At 33.3% G+C, this 20,575-nt stretch carries 18 protein-coding genes and 1 tRNA gene; 10 read left to right on the plus strand and 9 right to left on the minus strand.

The features are described from left to right. Positions 1–60 precede the first annotated feature (60 nt). Positions 61–501 carry a retropepsin-like aspartic protease gene (locus KWG70_RS05175; protein WP_230934915.1) on the minus strand — a complete coding sequence of 147 codons (441 nt, stop codon included), beginning with the start codon at positions 499–501 and terminating at the stop codon, positions 61–63. 76 nt (positions 502–577) lie between these two features. Between KWG70_RS05175 and KWG70_RS05180 the strand changes: the two genes are divergently transcribed. The 8 genes from KWG70_RS05180 (at position 578) to KWG70_RS05215 (ending at position 6,299) form a co-directional block, all read left to right on the plus strand. Further along, positions 578–1,345: a TatD family hydrolase gene (locus tag KWG70_RS05180; protein WP_230934916.1), complete on the plus strand. Its 768-nt coding sequence runs from the start codon at positions 578–580 to the stop codon at positions 1,343–1,345. A gap of 3 nt (positions 1,346–1,348) precedes the next feature. Then, positions 1,349–2,380: an asparaginase gene (locus tag KWG70_RS05185; RefSeq protein WP_230934917.1), complete on the plus strand. Its 1,032-nt coding sequence runs from the start codon at positions 1,349–1,351 to the stop codon at positions 2,378–2,380. 5 nt (positions 2,381–2,385) lie between these two features. Next, positions 2,386–2,473, plus strand: a tRNA-Ser gene (locus KWG70_RS05190). 651 nt (positions 2,474–3,124) lie between these two features. Further along, a complete protein-coding gene (locus tag KWG70_RS05195) occupies positions 3,125–3,907 on the plus strand; it encodes a MotA/TolQ/ExbB proton channel family protein (RefSeq protein ID WP_230934918.1) in 783 nt (260 codons plus the stop codon). Between the two features lie 27 nt (positions 3,908–3,934). Further along, entirely contained in the window at positions 3,935–4,378 is a 444-nt protein-coding gene (locus KWG70_RS05200; protein WP_230934919.1) for a hypothetical protein, read from the plus strand. Positions 4,379–4,386: 8 nt separating this feature from the next. Then, positions 4,387–4,998 carry an ExbD/TolR family protein gene (locus KWG70_RS05205; protein WP_230934920.1) on the plus strand — a complete coding sequence of 204 codons (612 nt, stop codon included), beginning with the start codon at positions 4,387–4,389 and terminating at the stop codon, positions 4,996–4,998. Between the two features lie 12 nt (positions 4,999–5,010). After that, positions 5,011–5,487, plus strand: coding sequence for an ExbD/TolR family protein (locus tag KWG70_RS05210; protein ID WP_230934921.1), 477 nt, complete (start codon positions 5,011–5,013; stop codon positions 5,485–5,487). 98 nt (positions 5,488–5,585) lie between these two features. Next, entirely contained in the window at positions 5,586–6,299 is a 714-nt protein-coding gene (locus tag KWG70_RS05215) for a porin family protein (protein ID WP_230934922.1), read from the plus strand. A 3-nt stretch (positions 6,300–6,302) separates the two neighbouring features. Here the strand turns inward: KWG70_RS05215 and KWG70_RS05220 are convergent, their stop codons facing one another. From KWG70_RS05220 to KWG70_RS05235, 4 genes are all read right to left on the minus strand, one after another. After that, complete coding sequence (locus KWG70_RS05220; RefSeq protein WP_230934923.1) at positions 6,303–6,908, minus strand: hypothetical protein; 606 nt, start codon at positions 6,906–6,908, stop codon at positions 6,303–6,305. Next, on the minus strand, positions 6,908–8,368 hold the full coding sequence (rpoN, locus tag KWG70_RS05225) for an RNA polymerase factor sigma-54 (RefSeq protein WP_230934924.1): 1,461 nt from the start codon (positions 8,366–8,368) through the stop codon (positions 6,908–6,910). Before rpoN ends, KWG70_RS05220 begins: the two co-directional genes overlap by 1 nt. A gap of 143 nt (positions 8,369–8,511) precedes the next feature. Beyond that, positions 8,512–9,942 (minus strand): asparagine--tRNA ligase, encoded by a 1,431-nt coding sequence (gene asnS / locus KWG70_RS05230; protein ID WP_230934925.1) that lies wholly within the window; start codon positions 9,940–9,942, stop codon positions 8,512–8,514. 37 nt (positions 9,943–9,979) lie between these two features. After that, positions 9,980–12,379, minus strand: a complete 2,400-nt coding sequence (locus KWG70_RS05235) for an efflux RND transporter permease subunit (protein WP_230934926.1) — start codon at positions 12,377–12,379, stop codon at positions 9,980–9,982. Between the two features lie 265 nt (positions 12,380–12,644). Here KWG70_RS05235 and KWG70_RS05240 point away from each other — a divergent pair, with 265 nt between their 5' ends. Next, positions 12,645–15,284 carry a hypothetical protein gene (locus KWG70_RS05240; protein WP_230934927.1) on the plus strand — a complete coding sequence of 880 codons (2,640 nt, stop codon included), beginning with the start codon at positions 12,645–12,647 and terminating at the stop codon, positions 15,282–15,284. 2 nt (positions 15,285–15,286) lie between these two features. Here KWG70_RS05240 and KWG70_RS05245 read toward each other — a convergent pair whose 3' ends face one another. The 3 genes from KWG70_RS05245 to pyrH all read right to left on the minus strand — a co-directional run bounded on the left by KWG70_RS05245 (position 15,287) and on the right by pyrH (position 17,941). Further along, positions 15,287–16,381, minus strand: a complete 1,095-nt coding sequence (locus tag KWG70_RS05245) for a DUF5686 family protein (RefSeq protein WP_230934928.1) — start codon at positions 16,379–16,381, stop codon at positions 15,287–15,289. Positions 16,382–16,628: 247 nt separating this feature from the next. Continuing rightward, a complete protein-coding gene (gene frr, locus KWG70_RS05250) occupies positions 16,629–17,183 on the minus strand; it encodes a ribosome recycling factor (protein ID WP_230934929.1) in 555 nt (184 codons plus the stop codon). 50 nt (positions 17,184–17,233) lie between these two features. Then, positions 17,234–17,941 (minus strand): UMP kinase, encoded by a 708-nt coding sequence (gene pyrH, locus KWG70_RS05255; RefSeq protein ID WP_230934930.1) that lies wholly within the window; start codon positions 17,939–17,941, stop codon positions 17,234–17,236. Positions 17,942–18,143: 202 nt separating this feature from the next. Here pyrH and KWG70_RS05260 point away from each other — a divergent pair, with 202 nt between their 5' ends. Continuing rightward, positions 18,144–19,538, plus strand: a complete 1,395-nt coding sequence (locus KWG70_RS05260) for a S1C family serine protease (RefSeq protein WP_230934931.1) — start codon at positions 18,144–18,146, stop codon at positions 19,536–19,538. Positions 19,539–19,591: 53 nt separating this feature from the next. On the opposite strand, the gene tsf is transcribed toward KWG70_RS05260, so the two are convergent. Beyond that, positions 19,592–20,566 carry a translation elongation factor Ts gene (gene tsf / locus KWG70_RS05265; RefSeq protein ID WP_230934932.1) on the minus strand — a complete coding sequence of 325 codons (975 nt, stop codon included), beginning with the start codon at positions 20,564–20,566 and terminating at the stop codon, positions 19,592–19,594. Positions 20,567–20,575: the final 9 nt, after the last annotated feature.

Below are 20,575 nucleotides of genomic sequence, written 5' to 3' on the forward strand. Positions count from 1 at the left end.
ATTAATCTGAGGGATTGAAGTCTAAAGATAACGAGTTTTGTTAATGTAAAGAAATAATTCTTACAATTTTAAATACAGATATTTTGTATCATAGTCTATGACGGCTTTGGATTTTTTTAAAATGTCTGCTCCAATAATCCCATCAACTGGTTTTGAATTATGGGTTGTAAGCGCTGTATTAACATGAGTAAGATTGAATAAGATTAAAGCAACTTTATCTTTTTTCCATTTACCTATTTTAAGTGTATTTTTTTTAGAAACCTGAGTTTGCATGTCTATAGCGCCTGCTCCTGCAGCTTTTATTTTTGAATCTTTAGCAATTAATTTAAAGGTCTCTATGGCTTCAAAGCCAACACAGGAACTTGATGCACCAGTGTCTAATATAAAGAGCCCTTTTACTCCGTTTATTGAAGCCTTGATTTCGAAGTGATTCGTCTTGGTCAATTTTAATTTCACCTTAGTGTATCCTTTAGCCAACAAATACTCTTGTAGAGTTTCCATAACAACAATTTTAAGCAAAGATAATAGTATACAAATTAGCAATTGACTTTATTATTAATTCATTTATTTTTGCACAATGATAATTACAGACACACATACACATTTATATAGTGAAGCATTTGATACTGATAGAAAAGCGATGATCGAACGTGCTATTTCTCAAAATGTATCACGCTTTTTTATTCCTGCTATAGACTCTACTTATACTAAGGCTATGATGGCGTTGGAAGCCGATTTTCCTGATCATGTTTTTTTAATGATGGGATTACACCCTACTTCCGTTAAGGACAATTATATGGAGGAATTAAAACATGTAGAAGATTTATTAGCGAAGCGCCATTTTTACGCTGTAGGTGAAATTGGAATTGATTTGTATTGGGATGCATCCACATTGCACATTCAACAAGAGGCATTTAAATACCAGATAGAACTGGCCAAACAATATGGCTTACCTATTGTTATACATTGTAGAAATGCTTTTGATGAAATTTTTGAAGTACTTGATGAAGTAGTAGATGACAAACTATTTGGGATCTTTCACTGTTTTACAGGAACATTGGAACAAGCACATAGGGCAATTTCTTATAATATGAAATTAGGAATTGGCGGTGTAGCTACTTTTAAAAATGGAAAGATAGATCAGTTTCTTAAGGCGATTGACTTAAAACATATTGTATTAGAGACCGATTCTCCATACTTGGCTCCAAAACCGTATAGGGGAAAACGAAACGAAAGTGCGTATATCATAAAGGTATTAGAAAAATTAGCTGAAATATATTCGGTTTCCGAAGAAAAAATTGCCGAAATTACCACAGCAAACTCTAAAGATATATTTGGAATATAAAACATGACAGTAAATCAACCTAACATATTGTTAGTCTATACAGGTGGTACCATTGGTATGATCAAAGATCCTGAAACCGGAGCACTGAAATCTTTCGACTTCAAGAATTTATTGGAGCGTATTCCAGAGCTTAAACTTTTAGATTGTAATATTGAGACAATTTCATTTGATGATCCTATTGATTCTAGTAATATGAATCCAAAGTATTGGGTTCAAATTGCTGAAATCATTGAAGAAGAGTATCATAATTTTGATGGATTTGTTGTTCTTCATGGAAGTGATACAATGAGTTATTCGGCTTCGGCATTGAGTTTTATGTTTGAAAATTTAGCAAAGCCAATCATTTTTACAGGATCTCAATTACCAATTGGAGATTTACGTACAGATGCCAAAGAGAATTTAATTACATCTATACAAATGGCTACGCTGCAAAGAGCAGGTAAACCAGTGATAAGAGAAGTTGGTTTATATTTTGAATATAAATTATATCGCGGAAATAGAACGACAAAAATCAATGCAGAACATTTTGAAGCATTCGAATCTTTAAATTATCCGCACTTAGCAGAATCGGGTGTACATTTAAACGTAGAGTATGATGATTTGTTTAAGCCCAATACACGAAAAAAACTTGTCGTACACAAACAATTCGAAACTAACATTTTATTAGTAAAATTATTTCCGGGAATTTCTGAAACTATTTTAAAACCACTTTTTAATAGTGCAGCTGTTAAGGGTATAGTGTTAGAAACCTATGGTGCTGGAAATACAACTACAGAGGCTTGGTTTATAGATCTATTAAAGCAAACTATTAAGAGAGATATCCCAATTATTAATGTGACTCAATGCTCTGGAGGAAGTGTTTTAATGGGACAATATGAAACGAGTACACAGTTGAAATCTATAGGCGTTATTTCTGGAAAGGATATCACTACCGAAGCAGCTTTAGCTAAGTTAATGTTTATGTTAGGAGAAAACGTGTCTATTAAAACATTTAAAACTATTTTTGAAACCTCTTTACGTGGCGAAATGAGTTAATAACTAGAGAGGTGGCCGAGTGGTCGAAGGCGCACGCCTGGAAAGTGTGTATACTCCAAAAGGGTATCGAGGGTTCGAATCCCTTCCTCTCTGCGAATACATGAAAACACCTTAGAGAATTTGTCGAAGCTTGCTTCAGTAAATTCTCTAAGGTGTTTTCATAAGCAAATGTAAGTTTGCTGTTATAGTGTGTTTCCAGCATTGCCTTTAGGGATCAGCGTAGCTAATCCATGATGTATTGTCGAAGCTTGCTTCAGTAAATTCTCTAAGGTGTTTTCATAAGCAAATGTAAGTTTGCTGTTATAGTGTGTTTCCAGCATTGCCTTTAGGGATCAGCGTAGCTAATCCATGATGTATTGTCGAAGCTTGCTTCAGTAAATTCTCTAAGGTGTTTTCATAAGCAAATGTAAGTTTGCTGTTATAGTGTATTTCCAGCATTGTCTTTAGGGATCAGCGTAGCTAATTCCAGTTTAGTACCCAAGACCAATAAGGAAGAGATATACCAATTCTACATTTAATATGAGCGAATTTTCAGACTTAAAACGTCTTCAAGGCGTTAATTTTACAAGTTTTTTTAGGATCATAACAAGAAAAACAAAACATTTTATTTAAATTCGTCATCGTAAAGATTTCAAATTGAGTTAAACAACGTTAAACCTCACTACTCAATTGGGATTTTTATTTTTTAATTACAATTTTTTTATATCTTTAACACTTTAACTAATAAAATTAAGAACAAGAACGATGAAAAGACTATTTTCTATCTTAGCCATAGCATGTATCATGGCTTTCAGTACTGTTAATGCAACTACAAATGCTTATACAGTAGAAGCTGCAACTACTGCAGTTACCACATCATTTCAAGAAGACGAAACACCAGCAACAGCTGACGAAGAAAAGTCTTTTACACAAGTAGTAAAAGAACGTTTTATTGAAGGTGGTCCATTTTTTATGGGAATTGTATTGCTATGTTTAATTCTAGGATTGGCTATTGCTATTGAAAGAATTATCTATTTAAATCTTGCAACTACAAATTCAAAGAAATTAACTGCTAATGTTGAGGACGCTCTTAACTCAGGAGGACTAGAAGCAGCAAAAGAAGTTTGTAGAAACACAAAAGGACCTGTTGCATCTATCTTTTATCAAGGATTAGATAGAGCAGATGAAGATCTTGATGCCGCTGAAAAAGCAGTAGTAGCTTATGGTGGTGTTCAAATGGGACAATTAGAAAAGAATGTATCTTGGATATCATTATTTATCGCATTAGCACCAATGCTTGGTTTCATGGGTACAGTACTTGGTATGATTGATGCCTTTGATAAAATTGAAGCTGCAGGAGACATGAATCCTTCGTTAGTAGCAGGTGGTATTAAAGTAGCCTTATTAACAACAGTATTTGGTCTGATTGTTGCTATTATATTACAAATCTTTTACAATTACATTATATCAAAAATTGACAGCATCGTTAACGATATGGAAGATGCATCTATCTCACTAATGGATTTATTAGTAAGACATAAGAAATAAGAAACCAATTATTAAATCAAACATAACATGAATATTCAAAAAATAATCAAAATTGTTGCTTTGGTAATCGGTCTAATTGCAGTATTCTTTTTAGTAAGAATTATGATGTTAGGAGATGAAGCTATTGAAACAGTGGAAGAGAACCAAGCCGTTTTGGGTTGGTTTGCAAACTTAGCCTACGTGGTTTTAGGTATTGCTACAGTATCCGCAGTGGTATTTAGTTTAGCTAATTTAGTAAGCAGTCCTGATAAACTTAAAAAGTCATTAATGTCAGTAGGTGTCTTTGTAGCTATTTTAGCAGTTGCATGGTTTGCATCTTCAGGAGTAGAAACACCATTGAATGATGGTAAAATGTTATCTGCATCTGGATCTCAAATGATTGAAGCAGGAATTAAGGCATTCTATATTTTAATTTTGTTAGCAGCAGGTTTAATGTTGTTCTTCGGAGTTAAAAAGATGCTAAGTAAATAAATTAAATTATGGCAAAGCGATCAGCACCAGAAGTTAATGCAGGATCTATGGCAGATATTGCATTCTTACTTCTTATATTTTTCTTGGTAACAACTACAATTCCTAAAGATTCTGGAATTAATCGTAAACTTCCTCCAATTGAAGAAAACGATGAAGACGTTATTATCAAGCAAAAAAATATATTTACTGTTTTAATTAATGGTAAAGATCAATTATTAGTTGAAGATGAACTAATGGAACTTGAAGATTTAAGAGCAGCTGCTATTGAGTTTTTAGACAATGGAGGTGATGGTTCTTGTGATTATTGTAATGGAAAGAAAGATGCTGCGTCATCAGATAATCCAGATAAGGCCATTATTTCATTAAAGAATGAGAGAGAAACTTCTTATAAAACGTATATCTCAGTTCAAAATGAATTGGTAGCGGCTTATAATGAGTTACGTAACAGAAGAGCACTTTTAATTGGAGCAAGAAAAGGATTTCCAGATATGGATTTTGTAAAGATGGAAAAGAACTTCAAGGATGCTAAGTTTGTTGGTAACAAAGACAAATTGAAAGAAGTTATTGACCAGATAAGAAACGAGTATCCTGAAAAGCTCTCTGAAGTTTACACTAAATAAAAACACAAGAAAATGTCTAAATTTAAAAATAAAAAAGACGATGCTTTACCAGCTGTAAATACAGCATCTTTACCAGATATTGTTTTTATGTTGTTATTTTTCTTCATGGTTGTAACGGTTATGAGAGAAGATACGTTACTTATTGAAAACAAATTGCCATTGGCAGATCAAGTAGAAAAGCTAGAGAAGAAATACCCAATTAGTTATATCTATGCAGGTAAGCCTACAAAAGCATTTGAAGATCGATATGGTAAAGAAGCACGACTTCAACTTAATGATAAGTTTGCAGAAATTAGTGAAATAGAATCTTTTATTAATTCAGAAAGACTATCTATACGAGAAGAGTTAAGAGATTTCTTAACTGTATCGTTAAAAGTTGATAGTGAAGCAAACATGGGTATTGTTAGTGATATCAAACAAGAACTAAGAGAAGTTAATGCTTTAAAAATTAATTATGCAACAGGTTCTGGTAGTGCATTAGATAATTAATATCTTGAATCAACAATAAATAAAAGCATCCAATTTGGGTGCTTTTTTTATTCTATACACCCAAAATTTTTTAATCACTATTGAGTTATATTTGTACTATGAAATATGTTTTATATGTAATAATTGCACTAATGAGTGTTCAAACTATTGAAGCTCAAAATGCGTTTGAAACAGAAAAAAAATCAGATTCTATTGTTGATGAAAACTATAGAGAGGATCAGTTTTATCTCTCAGTAACTTATAATCTACTTGGTAAAAAATTAGACGGCGTGTCTCAAAGTGGTTTTTCAAGTGGCTTTCATTTCGGGTTTATCAGAGATATGCCTATCAATACTAAACGTAATATTGCTGTTGGTGTAGGATTGGGTTTATCAACGAACTCCTATAATCAAACCTTATTAATTTCCGAGGACAATGGAGTTACAAGCTACACCATCTTAGATGATGATACAACATTTAGTAAGAATAAGTTTACTACCTACTTATTAGAAATGCCAATTGAATTTAGATGGCGAACATCAACGTCTACCGACTATGATTTCTGGAGAATATATACTGGAATCAAATTGGGTTATGTGGTGTATAATTCATCAAAATTTGATGGGAGTCCTAATGATATTAAGTTATCTAATATTGATGATTTTAATAAACTTCAATATGGACTGACCTTAAGTGCTGGATATTCAAATGTGAGTTTCCATTTCTATTATGCACTTAATTCTATATTCGATTCTAATGCGAAGCTAAGCACTACTAATCAGTCTATAGATATGAACGTCGTTAAAATAGGGTTGATTTTTTATATTCTATAACAATTACATCCAGTAGTTTAACAAGATTAATTGCGGCAATAGACCTACAAAAAAACCTACAGCTAATTCTGCGGGAGTATGTGCCTTCAAGTGTAAGCGCGAGGTTGCAATGGCACCTAAGATAACGCACATCAATGCAATAGTGCCATTAATATTTATTTTGAAATGAATAGCAATAGCCACAGCAAACATAAAAAATCCAGATGATGCTATCATGTGTATACTCGCTTTAAACTTTGCAAGTACGAGCGTAAAACATGTTATTGTCGAAATAAGAATTCCAATGAAAAAGAAATACAATTCAGGAAGCTCACTAATAGGTAACACACGGGCTAAAATAAGGATGACTATAAAACTATTAATAAGTAAAGGTAGTCGTCGCTCTGAAACCTTCTCTAAGTGAATTGATTCTACTTTATTGAGTGTTTTTAAAAGATAAAACAATAAAATAGGTAATATAATGGTGAGAATTGCTATTGAAAACACTTTGGCTTTCATCAATGGCATTGGTACAAAACGTGGTGTTTTTGAAAAATAAAAGACCACACCAAGTAAGGGCATCAACAATGGGTGAAAAATATATGATATGCTTTTGAGGAGTTGATCCATTATATTTTTTTCCTCAATCGTGCTACAGGAATATCCAGCTGTTCACGATATTTAGCTACTGTTCTACGAGCAATAGGATAGCCTTTTTCTTTAAGTATTGTCGCAAGTTTTTCGTCAGTTAGTGGTTTCTTTTTATCCTCTTCTTCTATAACCGTTTCCAGTATTTTTTTGATTTCACGTGTTGATACTTCTTCACCTTGATCATTGGTCATCGATTCGCTAAAGAATTCTTTAATGAGTTTTGTACCATAAGGCGTGTCTACATATTTACTATTGGCAACACGAGACACAGTAGACACATCCATATCGATTTCATCTGCAATGTCTTTTAAGATCATTGGTTTTAACTTACGTTCATCACCTGTAAGAAAGTATTCCTTTTGATAATGCATTATGGCACTCATAGTCACAAAAAGTGTCTGTTGACGCTGTTTAATGGCTTCTATAAACCATTTGGCAGCATCTAACTTCTGTTTGATAAACATGACGGCGTCTTTTTGAGACTTGCTCTTATCTTTGGTAGCCTTGTAACCCTTCATCATATCACTGTATTCACGTGATACATGAAGTTCAGGAGCGTTTCTGCCGTTGAGTGTAAGTTCTAATACTCCGTCTACAATTTTTATAGCAAAATCTGGAACCACATGCTCTACCATTTTATTGTTTCCTGCATAAGAGCCTCCAGGTTTTGGGTTGAGACGCTCTATTTCTTCAATAGCATCTCTGAGTTGAACCTCAGTAATATCAAATTTTTGAAGTAGTTTTTTGTAGTGTTTTTTTGTAAATTGATCAAAAGCCTTATCAATAATATCAATGGCTAACTCGACATCTGGATGTTTCTCCTTTCGATGTAATTGAATACTTAAACACTCCTGAAGATTTCTTGCACCAACACCAGCTGGATCTAATTGATGTACTTTAAGAAGTACTTTTTCAATTGTCTCTTCAGTAGTAAACACATTTTGAGTAAAGGCCAAGTCATCCATAATATCACTTAGCGACCGACGGATATAACCACTTTCATCAACACTACCAACTAAAAATTCGGCAATTTCTCGCTCTTCATCGCTAAGTCTGAAGGTGTTTAACTGATTTCTTAAATGCTGCGTAAACGATGTTCCAGCAGCATACGGTACATTCTTTTCTTCGTCATCAGCACTATAATTGTTGGCTTGGGTGCGATATTCAGGGATATCATCATCACTCAAGTATTCATCAATATTGATGTCTTCAGTATTGATAGTCTCATTATCATCGTATTCGTCAGCTGAGTTATCAAACTCATCTAATTTATCATCGTCTTTAGTATCTTTTCCTGTATCTAAAGCAGGATTCTCTTCCAGTTCTTGTTTTATGCGTTGCTCAAATGCTTGCGTAGGTAGCTGTATCAACTTCATGAGTTGAATTTGTTGCGGAGACAACTTTTGAGATAATTTAAACTGTAAATATTGTTTGAGCATAATCTAAATTTGGTACAAAGTAAAGTTAAAAAAACTATTGATAACTGCTTGCAAAAACAATGCCCTTTTATAATAATTTAAAAGACCTACTAGATTTTAAATCTAATAGGTCCTTTATATGTGTCTATATGAAATGTCTTAAATTAAAATTCTGCATTTTGTGGTGTTCTTGGATAAGGAATCACATCACGTATGTTACCCATACCAGTCGCGAACATTACTAAACGTTCAAACCCTAAACCAAACCCAGAATGCACGGCAGTTCCATATTTACGCAGATCTAAGTACCACCACAATTCTTCTTCAGGGATATCAAGTGCTTTCATCTTCTCTTTTAATACCTCCAGGCGTTCCTCACGTTGCGATCCTCCTACCATTTCTCCAATCCCCGGGAATAAGATGTCCATGGCGCGTACAGTCTTTCCGTCTTCATTTAAACGCATATAAAACGCTTTAATATTTGCTGGATAGTCAAATAAGATAACAGGACATTTGAAATGTTTTTCTACCAGGAAACGCTCATGTTCAGATTGTAGATCTGCTCCCCATTCTTCAATAATATACTTGAATTTCTTTTTCTTATTTGGCTTGCTGTTCTTTAAAATATCTATGGCTTCAGTGTAACTAACTCGCTTATAATTATTATCAACTACAAATCTAATTTTTTCAATCAAACTCATTTCCGAACGCTCAGCTTGAGGCTTAGTTTTTTCCTCATCTTGTAAACGTTTTTCTAAAAACTCTAAGTCTTCACGATTGTGTTCCAAAATGTATTTTAGTACCGATTTCATAAAGTCTTCGGCTAAGTCCATGTTTCCTGCTAAATCCATAAAGGCCACTTCTGGTTCTATCATCCAGAACTCTGCTAAGTGACGTGTAGTGTTTGAATTTTCAGCTCTAAATGTTGGACCGAATGTATATACTTTTCCAAGAGACATCGCATAGGTTTCTGCTTCTAACTGGCCAGAAACGGTCAAGTTGGTCTCTTTTCCGAAGAAATCTTCTTCAAAATTAACCGTTCCATCTTCATTTAGTGGAGGATTCTTCGGGTCTAATGTGCTAACTCTAAATGTTTCACCTGCACCTTCAGCATCACTTGCAGTAATAAGTGGTGTATGCATGTTGTAAAATCCATTTTCAGTAAAATATTTATGGACAGCAAAAGATAAATTTGATTTTATTCGCATTACAGCACTAAAGGTATTTGTTCTCGTACGCAAATGTGCGTTCTCACGTAAGAACTCAAAGGTGTGTTTTTTAGGTTGAATAGGATAGTCTTCAGGATCTGAGTCACCAAGAATTTCGATAGACGATACTTGTATTTCTACGGTTTGTCCTTTTCCTTGACTTTCTACCAAATCCCCTTTAATATGTACAGCGGCTCCAGTTGTGATACGCTTTAATAAGTCTTCATGTGTATTTTCAAAATCAACAACACACTGTATATTATTTATCGTCGACCCATCATTTAGAGCAATAAAACGATTGGCTCTAAAGGTTCTAACCCAGCCTTTTATTTCTATAGGCTGAAATGTAATATCTTGTGTTAATAGTTGTGAAACGGTATAGTTCATTATTTTGAAATTTTATGCAAATATAAAAGTTATCGGTTTAATTTTCTTCAGAAGTTTCGTCTTCCTCTGGAATAATATTTATAGAAGGTTCACGCATGACTTCCTTATTGGCAATACTTCGTTCTAGTGACAATAGTAAGGATGGAAGTAGCAGCAAATTAGATAACATAGCAAATAGTAAAGTTGCTGAGACCAAAGCACCTAAAGCAACAGTCCCTCCAAAACTTGATGTTGTAAATACAATGAATCCAAAAAACAAAACGATTGATGTATAGAACATACTCACGCCAGTTTCTCGTAATGCGCGATAAACAGATTTACGTATTTTCCAATGGTTCGCTTGCAGCTCTTGTCTATATTTTGCCAAAAAGTGAATAGTGTCATCTACCGAAATTCCGAAGGCAATACTGAATACTAAAATTGTTGATGGTTTAATAGGAACACCTAAATAGCCCATGAGTCCTGCAGTAATTACGAGTGGTAATACATTGGGAATTAATGAGACAATAATCATCCTAACAGATCTAAACATGTAGGCCATGAATATAGAGATCAATAAAATCGCTAGCGATAATGAAATGGCTAAGTTTTTTACGAGGTATTTTGTCCCTTTTTGAAAGACCAGCGCTTTCCCAGTCATAATAACATCGTAACGATCTTTTGGTTGAAATGTTTTATCAATTTTATTCTGAAGGTCTTCTTGAATACGTTCCATTTTATCAGTACCAATGTCCTTCATAAACGTAGTGATGCGTGCATATTGACCAGTACTGTCTACAAAGTTTTTTAACAGATCAACATCTGAAGATGAGTTTTTTGCATAAGACAGTATGAAACTATTTTCTTGGCTGGTAGGTAATTGGTAATATTTAGGATTACCATTGTAATACGCTTGCTTACTATATTTTACCAAACTTACTACGGAAATTGGGCGAGACAATTCAGGGATTTCATCGATAAGATCCTCCAATTTCTCCATTTTTTTGAGTGTACTCAATTTCATGACACCTTTTTTTCGTTTGGTGTCAATCATAATCTCGAGAGGCATAATTCCGTCGAACTCCTCTTCAAAGAATCGAATATCTTTAAAAAAGGCTTTCTCTTTTGGCATGTCTTCTATAAGGCTTCCCGAGATTTCAATTTTATAAATTCCAATAATACTTGCAATAATAAGCACTAATGAGGTTACGTAAATAGCAATCTTCTGCTCTCTCACCATACGCTCGATCCAATTTACAAAACCACCTATCCAGCGTTTGTTTAAGTGCTCTAAGTGTCGATCTTTAGGATAAGGTAAAAAGGTGTAAATAATTGGAATAACCAATAGACAAAGAATGAAAATGGCAAGAATACTAAGAGACGCAACAATACCAAATTCTTTTAAAAGTTTACTTTCAGTTAAAATAAAAGTAGCGAAACCAGATGCTGTAGTCACATTGGTCATCAAGGTTGCATTTCCAATTTTGGTAATTACACGTTGTAATGACTTAACTTTATTACCATGAAGTTTTACTTCGTGCTGATATTTATTGATAAGGAAAATACAATTAGGTATTCCAATAACAATAATTAGTGGTGGAATTAAAGCGGTAAGAACCGTAATTTCATAATTGAGTAATCCTAAAATTCCGAAGGTCCACATCACACCAACACAAACCACGATTAATGAGATAAAGGTGGCTCTAAATGATCTAAAGAAGAAAAAGAAAATTAGAGATGTGACACCTAAAGCCAAACCTATAAATAGACCTATTTCATCAACAATATTTTGAGAATTAAGTGTACGTATGTATGGCATACCAGAAATTCTGATATCTAAATCATTGGCATCTTTAAAAGCTTTAATTTTTTTATCAAGCGTCAGCATGATAAAGTCTTTTCTAGCTGCCGTATTTACAATCTCTTTTTTAAGATAGATTGCGGTTCTAATCGTACCAGTTTCGGTATTGAATAAGAAATTATCATAGAAAGGATATTTCTTAAATAGTTCATTTTGCAGGGTTTTGATTTGCTCTTGAGATGAAACAGAATCTTTGATAAATGGAACCAGATCAAATTTTTCGGCATTGTCATTTTTGACTAGTTTTTGTAAATCGTTTATTGAAACTACTGTTTCAACTTCATCATAGGCTTTAAAATTTTCTGAGAGTTGGTTCCAAGCATTTAGTTTGTCAACTGTAAATAATGTAGAGTCTTTGACACCAAGCACAATGAGATTGCCCTCTTCTCCAAAGATCTCAAGAAATTTGTTGTAGGTCACATTAATGTCGTCGTCGTCTGGAAGTAAGTTAGCCTCAGTGTAAGTGAAGCGCATGTTATTCCACTGAGAGCTAAAGAAAAGGGTTGCTAAAATAATGGCAATAAGAATACCAATTTTATTGCGCAAAATAAGTCGCGCAACAACTTCCCAAAAATTCTTAGTAAACAATTTAAACATGTGCCTTGTAAAAGAAGCGCAAAGTTAGCAAAAAGCAAGTGATTGTGTGTAAAAAATAAGATTTATTAACACCCCTGTTTTTTAAAAAAATATCTATAAATATTATTCTGGATTTAACATTTCGATATTAGAATAATAGTGGAAATATATATAACTTGAAATAAAAATTGAATTGTATAGAATTTACGTTTATAAATTGCGGGTTTTAGTGTTGTTTTTGCTGTTGCTCACAACCAATTTGTTGGCGCAAACTAGTAAATCATACATGCATAATTCGTTGGCTGAAAAGGTTTACTTACAGCTTGATAATACCGTTTACACAACTGACAAAACCATATGGTTTAAAGCTATTCTTATTAACGCTGGAACCCATCAGACGGCTTACTCTAGTGGTATTTTATACGTAGACTTAATAGATTCAAAACAGCATATTGTTAATTCTAAACTCATTAAAATCAATGATGGTATTGGTAATGGTCATTTTGAATTAGATAGAAGTTATGAACCAGGAATGTACTTGATTAGATCTTATACCGAATGGAATAAAAATTTCAATTCGGATTTTATCTTTGAAAAGGACATTCAAATATTTTCTGAAAATAAAAACGACAAGTACCATAAACCAATTCAAAATATTAGACGAGTAGATAGTAATGCAATCGCTCAGCGGTTTAAAGCCAATTTATATCCAAAACTAATTGACCCAGATCATAAAAAGAGTTTAATGGTTTTTGTAACTCAAGATGATCAAATAGATACGCTTATTTCGAAGAGAGGAAAAGAGGATAGTTATGTTTTAGACTATGAGATTTCTAATCAATCTAAGCGTGTTGAATTAAGTTTTTTAACCGATAATGAGCGTTCATATTCAACGTCGTTTTCACCACAATTAGACTATATAGATTTACAATTTTTTCCTGAAAGTGGACATCTTATAAATGGTTTGTCTAATAGAGTGGGTTTCAAAGCAGTTGGAGCAGACGGTCGAGGTGTTTTTGTTGAAGGATATGTTTTGAATGAAACAAATGACATCATAACATCATTTAAGAGTAACACTTTGGGTATGGGAAGTTTTAAATTGGAAGATGTATATAGCTCTGCACGATATAAGGTGCAACTCAAGTCCGATTATAATACTTCAGAGAACATATATTATTTACCGCAAGTAATACAATCAGGTTATTTGATGAACGTTATTTCTAAAAAAGATAAAATTTATGTAGCTGCTAAAACTAATATTAAGGGCGACAATTCAATAGTCTTGAAAGGAATGTCTCGTGGGTTTGAATATTTGAAACAAGAGGCGACTTTAATTAATGGCAGTTTTATTTATGTGTTTCCAAAGCAATTATTTCCTGAAGGAATTATTGCTTTTACATTATTTGATAATACCAATAGGCCTGTGGCAGAACGTTTATTTTTCAATCATGATGTAAGTAAACGGTTAATGATTAATTCGACATTTGACCAAAAAAACAGATACCAAAGAGATAAAATAGATTTAAGCATTTCAACTCAAATGCCAGATAAAATTCCAGTTAGTGCTAATGTTTCGGTGTTAGTATTAAATAAAGAAAACCTAGATAGTAATCATCAAAATATACAATCTTATTTTTTGTTGAGTTCTGATTTGAAAGGCCCTATAGAAAATCCAAAGTTCTATTTTCAGGATGGACACATTGAAGATATTGATTTTTTGATGTTAACTCAGGGTTGGCGCAGATACAAATACCATGATCCTATAAGGAAATTGAATTATAAACTCGAAAAAAACTTGAATGTTTCTGGAATTGTAACACCCAAAAATTCCAAAAATAAAAACAACCCTATTGAATTGATGTTGATGACTTTCGATACGCAGCGCTCGGTTTATACAACAGATGTTGTAGCTCCTGGAAGTTTTGAGTTTCAACTAAATGATATATACGGACAGGAGCAGGAAATTGTAATTCAAGCTCTTGATAATACTAAAACAGATAAGAATGATTATCATATAGCTTTAAATAAGAAAACAGAACTTCCGGTTGATTTTGTTCTAAATACGATAAGCGGAGTTAAGGATAGTTTAGTGCAAAAAATTGTAGAAAAAAATAGAGCATTTAAAAACAAACAGGAGCAATACTACTTTAATACGTTTGGTACAACCAAGTTAGATGAAGTTGTCATTAATGGCTATAGGATGACACCCTTGAGAAAAAAGATGGCTGACAATTATGGAAGGCCAAATGCAGTAATTGATGGTAAAGATTTAAGAGAAGCAGAAAGCGAACTATCAACAGGTCTTTTCAGTGTGCTTTTTAGTAGTAGTTTCAGAGATAAGATTATTGTCACTAGAGGCGTTACAGGAGGTCTTAGTGCGAAAACAGCTAAAGGAGGACGAGGTCATATAACCTTATTTGTTGTAGATGGAGAGCCAGTGACCGAAGTCAATATGCCATTGCTTCAATATTTGTTGGTAGATGAGATTACGAGTGTAGAGGTTATTGATAATCCAAGAAAATTAAAAAAGCTATACAGTATTGTTATGTCTGCACCTCCACCACACGGTCGTTTTGAGGGCAGTATTATATCCATTTACACACGTTCTGCCAAAGGTTTATTTGGAGCTATTAGAACTTCAGAAGAGAAATTAGAATTAAATACCATACCTGTATTTTCTATTGAAAAGGAGTTTTATGCTCCAAAGCACGATTCTAATCATGTCCATGATTTATCTGTTCCTGATCTTCGGTCTACTATCTTCTGGGAACCACAATTGCTCATAAATGATAAAGGTGTACAAACTCTCAGTTATTATCATTCTGATAATGTAGGAACATTTCAAATAATTATTGAAGCCATTTCTAAAACAGGTGAAATAGGATATCAAGTCTTGAATTATACAGTAGAAGAACGCACTAATTGACCTTATAGCGTAACATTGAATGTGAACTTGGCGGCAAAATTATCAGCCCATGATGGCAGGTGATAACCACCATAACGATAGGCAAAACTCAATCCAAAACCAAAAAGAAGCTTGTTTAGCTCAATGCCAGCTTCAGAATACCCCTTAGACAGGGTGTTAAATTCTATACTTTCATGACGTTCAATATTACTCATGTCACCAATCGCAAATCTTGAAATAAGGACGAGTTGTGGTCTGTAACGTTCCGTAATTTTAAAAGGTCTTACAAAGTGTTTGAGTTGTAATGTGGTAAAACGATCAGAGAAGAATTCGTTAAAATACATGGTTTCAAAACTGTTGATTCCTGCTACAGAAAAACGTTGTAAAACAGTTTCTTTGGTTATATTATTAGGATAAGCGTGGTATAGATGTGTTAAGGGCGTATTTCCTAAGGCTAGACCAGAAGTTAAAATGGCTTCGGTAAAAACTTTGTCATTAAATATAAATCGATGTACAGTTCTAAAATCAGTTTTGAAAAAGTTAAAGTCACCTTTTAAAACATTTCTAAAGCCTTGTGTCAATTGCAATGAGAATTTAGGATAACCACTTTTGGTTTCTTTGACTTGACCATCATCGAGTTCAAAATTACTAAAAGGACTCCATTGCAAAGATACTTTTGCAGTGCTTAGGTCAAAGGTCTCATAAGAGGTGTCATCAATGGTATAAAAATAATTATATGTTGGATTGATCTTACTTATGGAAAACTCGGCCTCAGATAACAAATGATTTGAAAATTGATGTTCAATACCAACGGCTTTTGTAATGTGTTTATGGAAAAGGTCAATATTTAATAGTCGTGGCTCGAAAAACGAAAAAAAGCGTTTGTCTGTTAAAAATGTTGAGCTACCTGTCTCCTGTAAATCATCAGTATAGGACAGATTTATCCATGTGTCTGTATTTTTATTTACCCTAAAGCCTCCACCAATTTTATATTTAAATCGATGATCTCTAAAGCCATAAACCACATAGCTATTGATTCGATATTTTTCAGAAAACCCATCGTTAGTCTCACCGCCAAGTCCTGTTCTAAACCCTTCATACTGATTAAATTTTATCAAGTACTTTAAGTCTATATTTAGAAATTTAGTAGGAAAAAAACCGTTGCCTAACTGTTTTAGAAATTCCCTTTTGTTTATGGAATCGTTTTTAACTTTTGTAGAATCGTTATTTGATGTCGGATTTTGTGAATGTAATGCACAAGTAAAAAGCGTAACAAAAATTAGGCAAAAGATCTTATGCATGTAATCGTTAATATATTTAGGATTAATAAAAAAAGCGACGTTGTGTTAGTCGCTTTTTTGAATATTATACTGTCATGATTTCATTCTCTTTGACATCAAAAGTATCGTCTATTTTCTTAACGTACTTGTCTGTCATTTGTTGTATGTCAATTTCAGCATTTTTTTGCTGATCTTCTGAGACATCAAGATCTTTAATTTCATTGTTTGCATCTTTACGTGCACTTCTAACACCAACTTTTGCATCTTCGGCTTCTGCTTTTGCCTGTTTGGATAATTCACGTCTACGCTCTTCTGTTAAAGGAGGAACATTGATTATTATGGATTCACCATTACTCATTGGGTTAAACCCTAAATTTGCAACCATTATACCACGTTCAATCTCTTGAAGCATGCTTTTTTCCCAAGGTTGAACTGTAATGGTTCTACCATCAGGTGTATTGACGTTGGCCACTTGATTTAAAGGTGTTTGAGTGCCATAATAGTCTACCATTACACTTCCTAACATTGACGGACTAGCTTTACCAGCTCGAATGTTTACAAATTGCTTTTCAAGGTGCTTTATTGCAGCATCCATAGCTTCTTGAGCTGCATCTAATATAAATTTTATGTCTTCGTTCATAGTTTAAAAACTTTAATTCGTAAAATGCTTACCAAAAAATAAGCCAAACATTATAAATTAACTTTAGTTCCTATATTTTCTCCGGATACTACTTTCAGTAAATTTCCTTTTTTGTTCATATCAAAAACGATAATTGGAAGTTTATTTTCCTGGCTCAATGTGAATGCTGTTGTATCCATGACTTTTAGTCCTTGACGTAGCACATCATCAAATGTAATATGATCAAATTTGATAGCATCGGCATTTTTCTCCGGATCATCATTATAGATACCATCAACACGTGTTCCTTTTAAAATAACATCTGCTTCAATCTCAATAGCTCTTAAAACAGCTGCAGAATCTGTAGTAAAATAAGGATTTCCAGTTCCTCCACCAAAAATAACTACACGTCCTTTATTAAGATGGCTCATCGCTTTTCTTCTAATAAAGGGTTCTGCTACTTCATTAATTTTAATCGCAGTTTGTAAACGGGTTTTTACACCAGCATCTTCTAAAGCATTTTGCAAAGCTAAACCGTTAATTACGGTTGCGAGCATTCCCATATGGTCACCTTGAACACGATCCATTCCATTCATAGCACCAGCAACACCTCTAAAAATATTTCCTCCACCGATTACAATGGCTACTTCAACGCCAAGATCGGTAATTTCTTTAATATCTTTAGCATATTCTCCCAGACGTTCTGGGTCAATTCCATATTGACGAGAACCCATTAGAGCTTCACCAGATAATTTAAGTAGGATTCTTTTGTATTTCATTTCTTATATTGAAAGTTTAGCAAATATAATCATTATTGTAATTTAGAAAAGTAGAATTGAGATATAAAAAAATGCCTGTGAAAATGACAATTACTTTTATGTACTTATGAAAAGACAATAATTTTGTATTGATTATGAGCAATTTAATTTTCGTAACATAAATAATTTTCGTTTTTTTATAAAGTATTCTATACCAGCTATTATGAAAAATAGAACGTTTCTTTTACTTTTCTCCTTTGTTTTAATTTTTTCATGTAGAGAACCTGCACCTAAAGGATTGGACACAAAACTTATTGCTGCCGAATATTACAAAGGTGTTGTGAAAATAATTATGCTTGATCCAGAATTAGAAAAAGAAAAACCTGGTAAAGGCTATTTAAGCAGAGGTTCTGGTTTTATTGTGACTAAAGATGGTTATGTTTTTACCAATAAGCATGTCGTGGAAACAGCTGTTAAAGGGTATTTAGACTACGACTATAATGTTGGTAAAACCAAAAAATCTAAAATTGATGTATATTCTGAAGACATTGTAAATGATAAGAATTTAGTTAAAGTTTATCGAGTTGGACATACAGTTCCTGTAATTCAGGTGTTTAATGGGAAGAGTGAAAATGACTATAAATTATATAAAGCTAAGGTTGTTTCAATAGGAGCAGGTGCTTTTGATGGCGCGCTATTAAAAATAGTTAGTGATCTAAATGATAATCCAGTAAATATGAATTTTACCAAGTTGCCTGTTGGAAATTCTGATACGGTATCACAAGGAGAAAAATTATGTGTGTTTGGATATCCAGCTCAATTTCAAGGCTCAGCAGACCTCATGTTAAGAGATTTAAGCACCCTAAGTGTTGGTATTATGAGTGGTAATGATTTTGTGTTTAATTCTGATTATGGGTATATTAAAACTGATGCTGAAATTCACCCTGGAAATAGTGGAGGACCTGTTTTTGATGAGAATAATAAAGTTATTGGAATTGCAACTGCTAAAGGGAATAAAACAGGAATTGGACTTGTAGGTGGTATTAATGGAATGTACTATATTTCTGCTATTGATAATAAAGCTCACACAAAATTAATTGCAGATGGGTTAACATTACCTAATCGTTCATCATCAATAAATACGATTAAAGGGGATAAGCAATTAACAAAAACCAAAGCACAGATTAATGCGGCAATAGCCTTACGAGTTAAAAAGGAAAATGACCTAAAGAAACCACCTGCTAATTATGTGTCTTATTTAAGTTCTAAGGTGTTTTTCTCAAATGTTTCTGCAAAAAAGAACAATAATCTAATACCAGATGCCTCCAAACGATACTCTAGTTTTACAATAGATAAGTCTTTGGGAGGCATAATTTGGATATATGTTGAAAATAAGCCTTATAAACTAGGAACAGACAGAATGAAAGTGTATGTAGATTTAATGGATGAAAATGGTAATTATAAGCAAGTTAAAACCTTTAATGTCACTGAAGTTAACAGCAGTTCATCTATAACGCATTTCTCCAATTCATTTTACAAATCGGGTAAGTATAAAATCAGTGTTTATTCTGATACTAAATTTATAAACTCTGGATATATGACGCTTTCTTATAAATAAAAAAACCTCTCAAATTAATGAGAGGCTTCGTTTTATATTGAGAATAAAATAGATTATCCTACTGTAGCACGTTTAAACCCAGTAACAGTAACGTCACCGTAAGACTCTACATACTGAGCAACAGTTTTCTTTTCATCTTTAATGAACTTTTGATCTAATAAACATTGTTCTTGATCTAAAGTTGTGTTATCAGAAATGAAACGCTCCATTTTACCTGGTAAAATTCTATCCCAGATTTGTTCTGGTTTACCTTCTGCTTTTAATTCGGCTTTAGCGGCTTCTTCAGCTTGTGCTAATACTTCAGGAGTTAATTGTGCCATTGAGATGTACTGTGGTACATTCTTTAAGGTCTTACCTAAACGTCCTAATTCGATATTATCTTTTTCGATTACAGCAATTCTTGCTTCAGTTTCAGAAGCAACGTATGCAGGATCAAAATCTTTGTAAGATAATGTTGTAGCTCCCATAGAAGCCACTTGCATAGCAAGGTCTTTTACCAACACTTCAGCGTTATCTACGTTTGCAGATAACCCTACTAATGCAGCAATTTTATTGATATGAACATATTGTCCAACATAAGGTGCATCTAATTTTTCAAATGCAGTGATGTCTAATTTTTCACCAATAACTCCTGTTTGTTCTGTTAACTTTTCAGCAACAGTCATTCCACCAAAATCGGCAGCTAAGAATTCTTCCTTAGTGTTATAGTTTAATGCAATTTCTGCAAATTGATTAGCTAATGCTACGAAGTTTTCATTTTTCCCAACGAAATCAGTTTCACATCCTAATACAATAGCAACACCAGATGTGTTGTCTGCATTAATTTTTGCGATTGCAGCACCTTCAGATGAATCTCTGTCGGCTCTTTTTTCTGCAACTTTTTGTCCTTTTTTACGAAGTACTTCAATGGCTTTGTCGAAATCGCCTCCAGCTTCAACTAAGGCTTTTTTACAATCCATCATACCAGCGCCTGTGGCTTGTCTTAATTTATTTACTTCTGCGGCTGTAATTTTTACAGTATTTTCCATTGTTTATAA

Origin of the sequence: Psychroserpens luteolus (assembly GCF_021032705.1) — a bacterium.
GTDB classification, from domain to species: domain Bacteria; phylum Bacteroidota; class Bacteroidia; order Flavobacteriales; family Flavobacteriaceae; genus Psychroserpens; species Psychroserpens luteolus.

Excerpts from the sequence above, each read along its gene's own strand:
- tsf (WP_230934932.1), bottom strand. The coding sequence starts at position 20,566 with ATGGAAAATACTGTAAAAATTACAGCCGCAGAAGTAAATAAATTAAGA.
- asnS (WP_230934925.1), bottom strand. The coding sequence starts at position 9,942 with ATGAACTATACCGTTTCACAACTATTAACACAAGATATTACATTTCAG.
- KWG70_RS05260 (WP_230934931.1), top strand. The coding sequence starts at position 18,144 with ATGAAAAATAGAACGTTTCTTTTACTTTTCTCCTTTGTTTTAATTTTT.
- KWG70_RS05175 (WP_230934915.1), bottom strand. The coding sequence starts at position 501 with ATGGAAACTCTACAAGAGTATTTGTTGGCTAAAGGATACACTAAGGTG.
- frr (WP_230934929.1), bottom strand. The coding sequence starts at position 17,183 with ATGAACGAAGACATAAAATTTATATTAGATGCAGCTCAAGAAGCTATG.
- KWG70_RS05215 (WP_230934922.1), top strand. The coding sequence starts at position 5,586 with ATGAAATATGTTTTATATGTAATAATTGCACTAATGAGTGTTCAAACT.
- KWG70_RS05185 (WP_230934917.1), top strand. The coding sequence starts at position 1,349 with ATGACAGTAAATCAACCTAACATATTGTTAGTCTATACAGGTGGTACC.
- rpoN (WP_230934924.1), bottom strand. The coding sequence starts at position 8,368 with ATGCTCAAACAATATTTACAGTTTAAATTATCTCAAAAGTTGTCTCCG.
- KWG70_RS05235 (WP_230934926.1), bottom strand. The coding sequence starts at position 12,379 with ATGTTTAAATTGTTTACTAAGAATTTTTGGGAAGTTGTTGCGCGACTT.
- KWG70_RS05180 (WP_230934916.1), top strand. The coding sequence starts at position 578 with ATGATAATTACAGACACACATACACATTTATATAGTGAAGCATTTGAT.
- KWG70_RS05195 (WP_230934918.1), top strand. The coding sequence starts at position 3,125 with ATGAAAAGACTATTTTCTATCTTAGCCATAGCATGTATCATGGCTTTC.
- pyrH (WP_230934930.1), bottom strand. The coding sequence starts at position 17,941 with ATGAAATACAAAAGAATCCTACTTAAATTATCTGGTGAAGCTCTAATG.
- KWG70_RS05200 (WP_230934919.1), top strand. The coding sequence starts at position 3,935 with ATGAATATTCAAAAAATAATCAAAATTGTTGCTTTGGTAATCGGTCTA.
- KWG70_RS05240 (WP_230934927.1), top strand. The coding sequence starts at position 12,645 with ATGCATAATTCGTTGGCTGAAAAGGTTTACTTACAGCTTGATAATACC.
- KWG70_RS05210 (WP_230934921.1), top strand. The coding sequence starts at position 5,011 with ATGTCTAAATTTAAAAATAAAAAAGACGATGCTTTACCAGCTGTAAAT.
- KWG70_RS05220 (WP_230934923.1), bottom strand. The coding sequence starts at position 6,908 with ATGGATCAACTCCTCAAAAGCATATCATATATTTTTCACCCATTGTTG.
- KWG70_RS05205 (WP_230934920.1), top strand. The coding sequence starts at position 4,387 with ATGGCAAAGCGATCAGCACCAGAAGTTAATGCAGGATCTATGGCAGAT.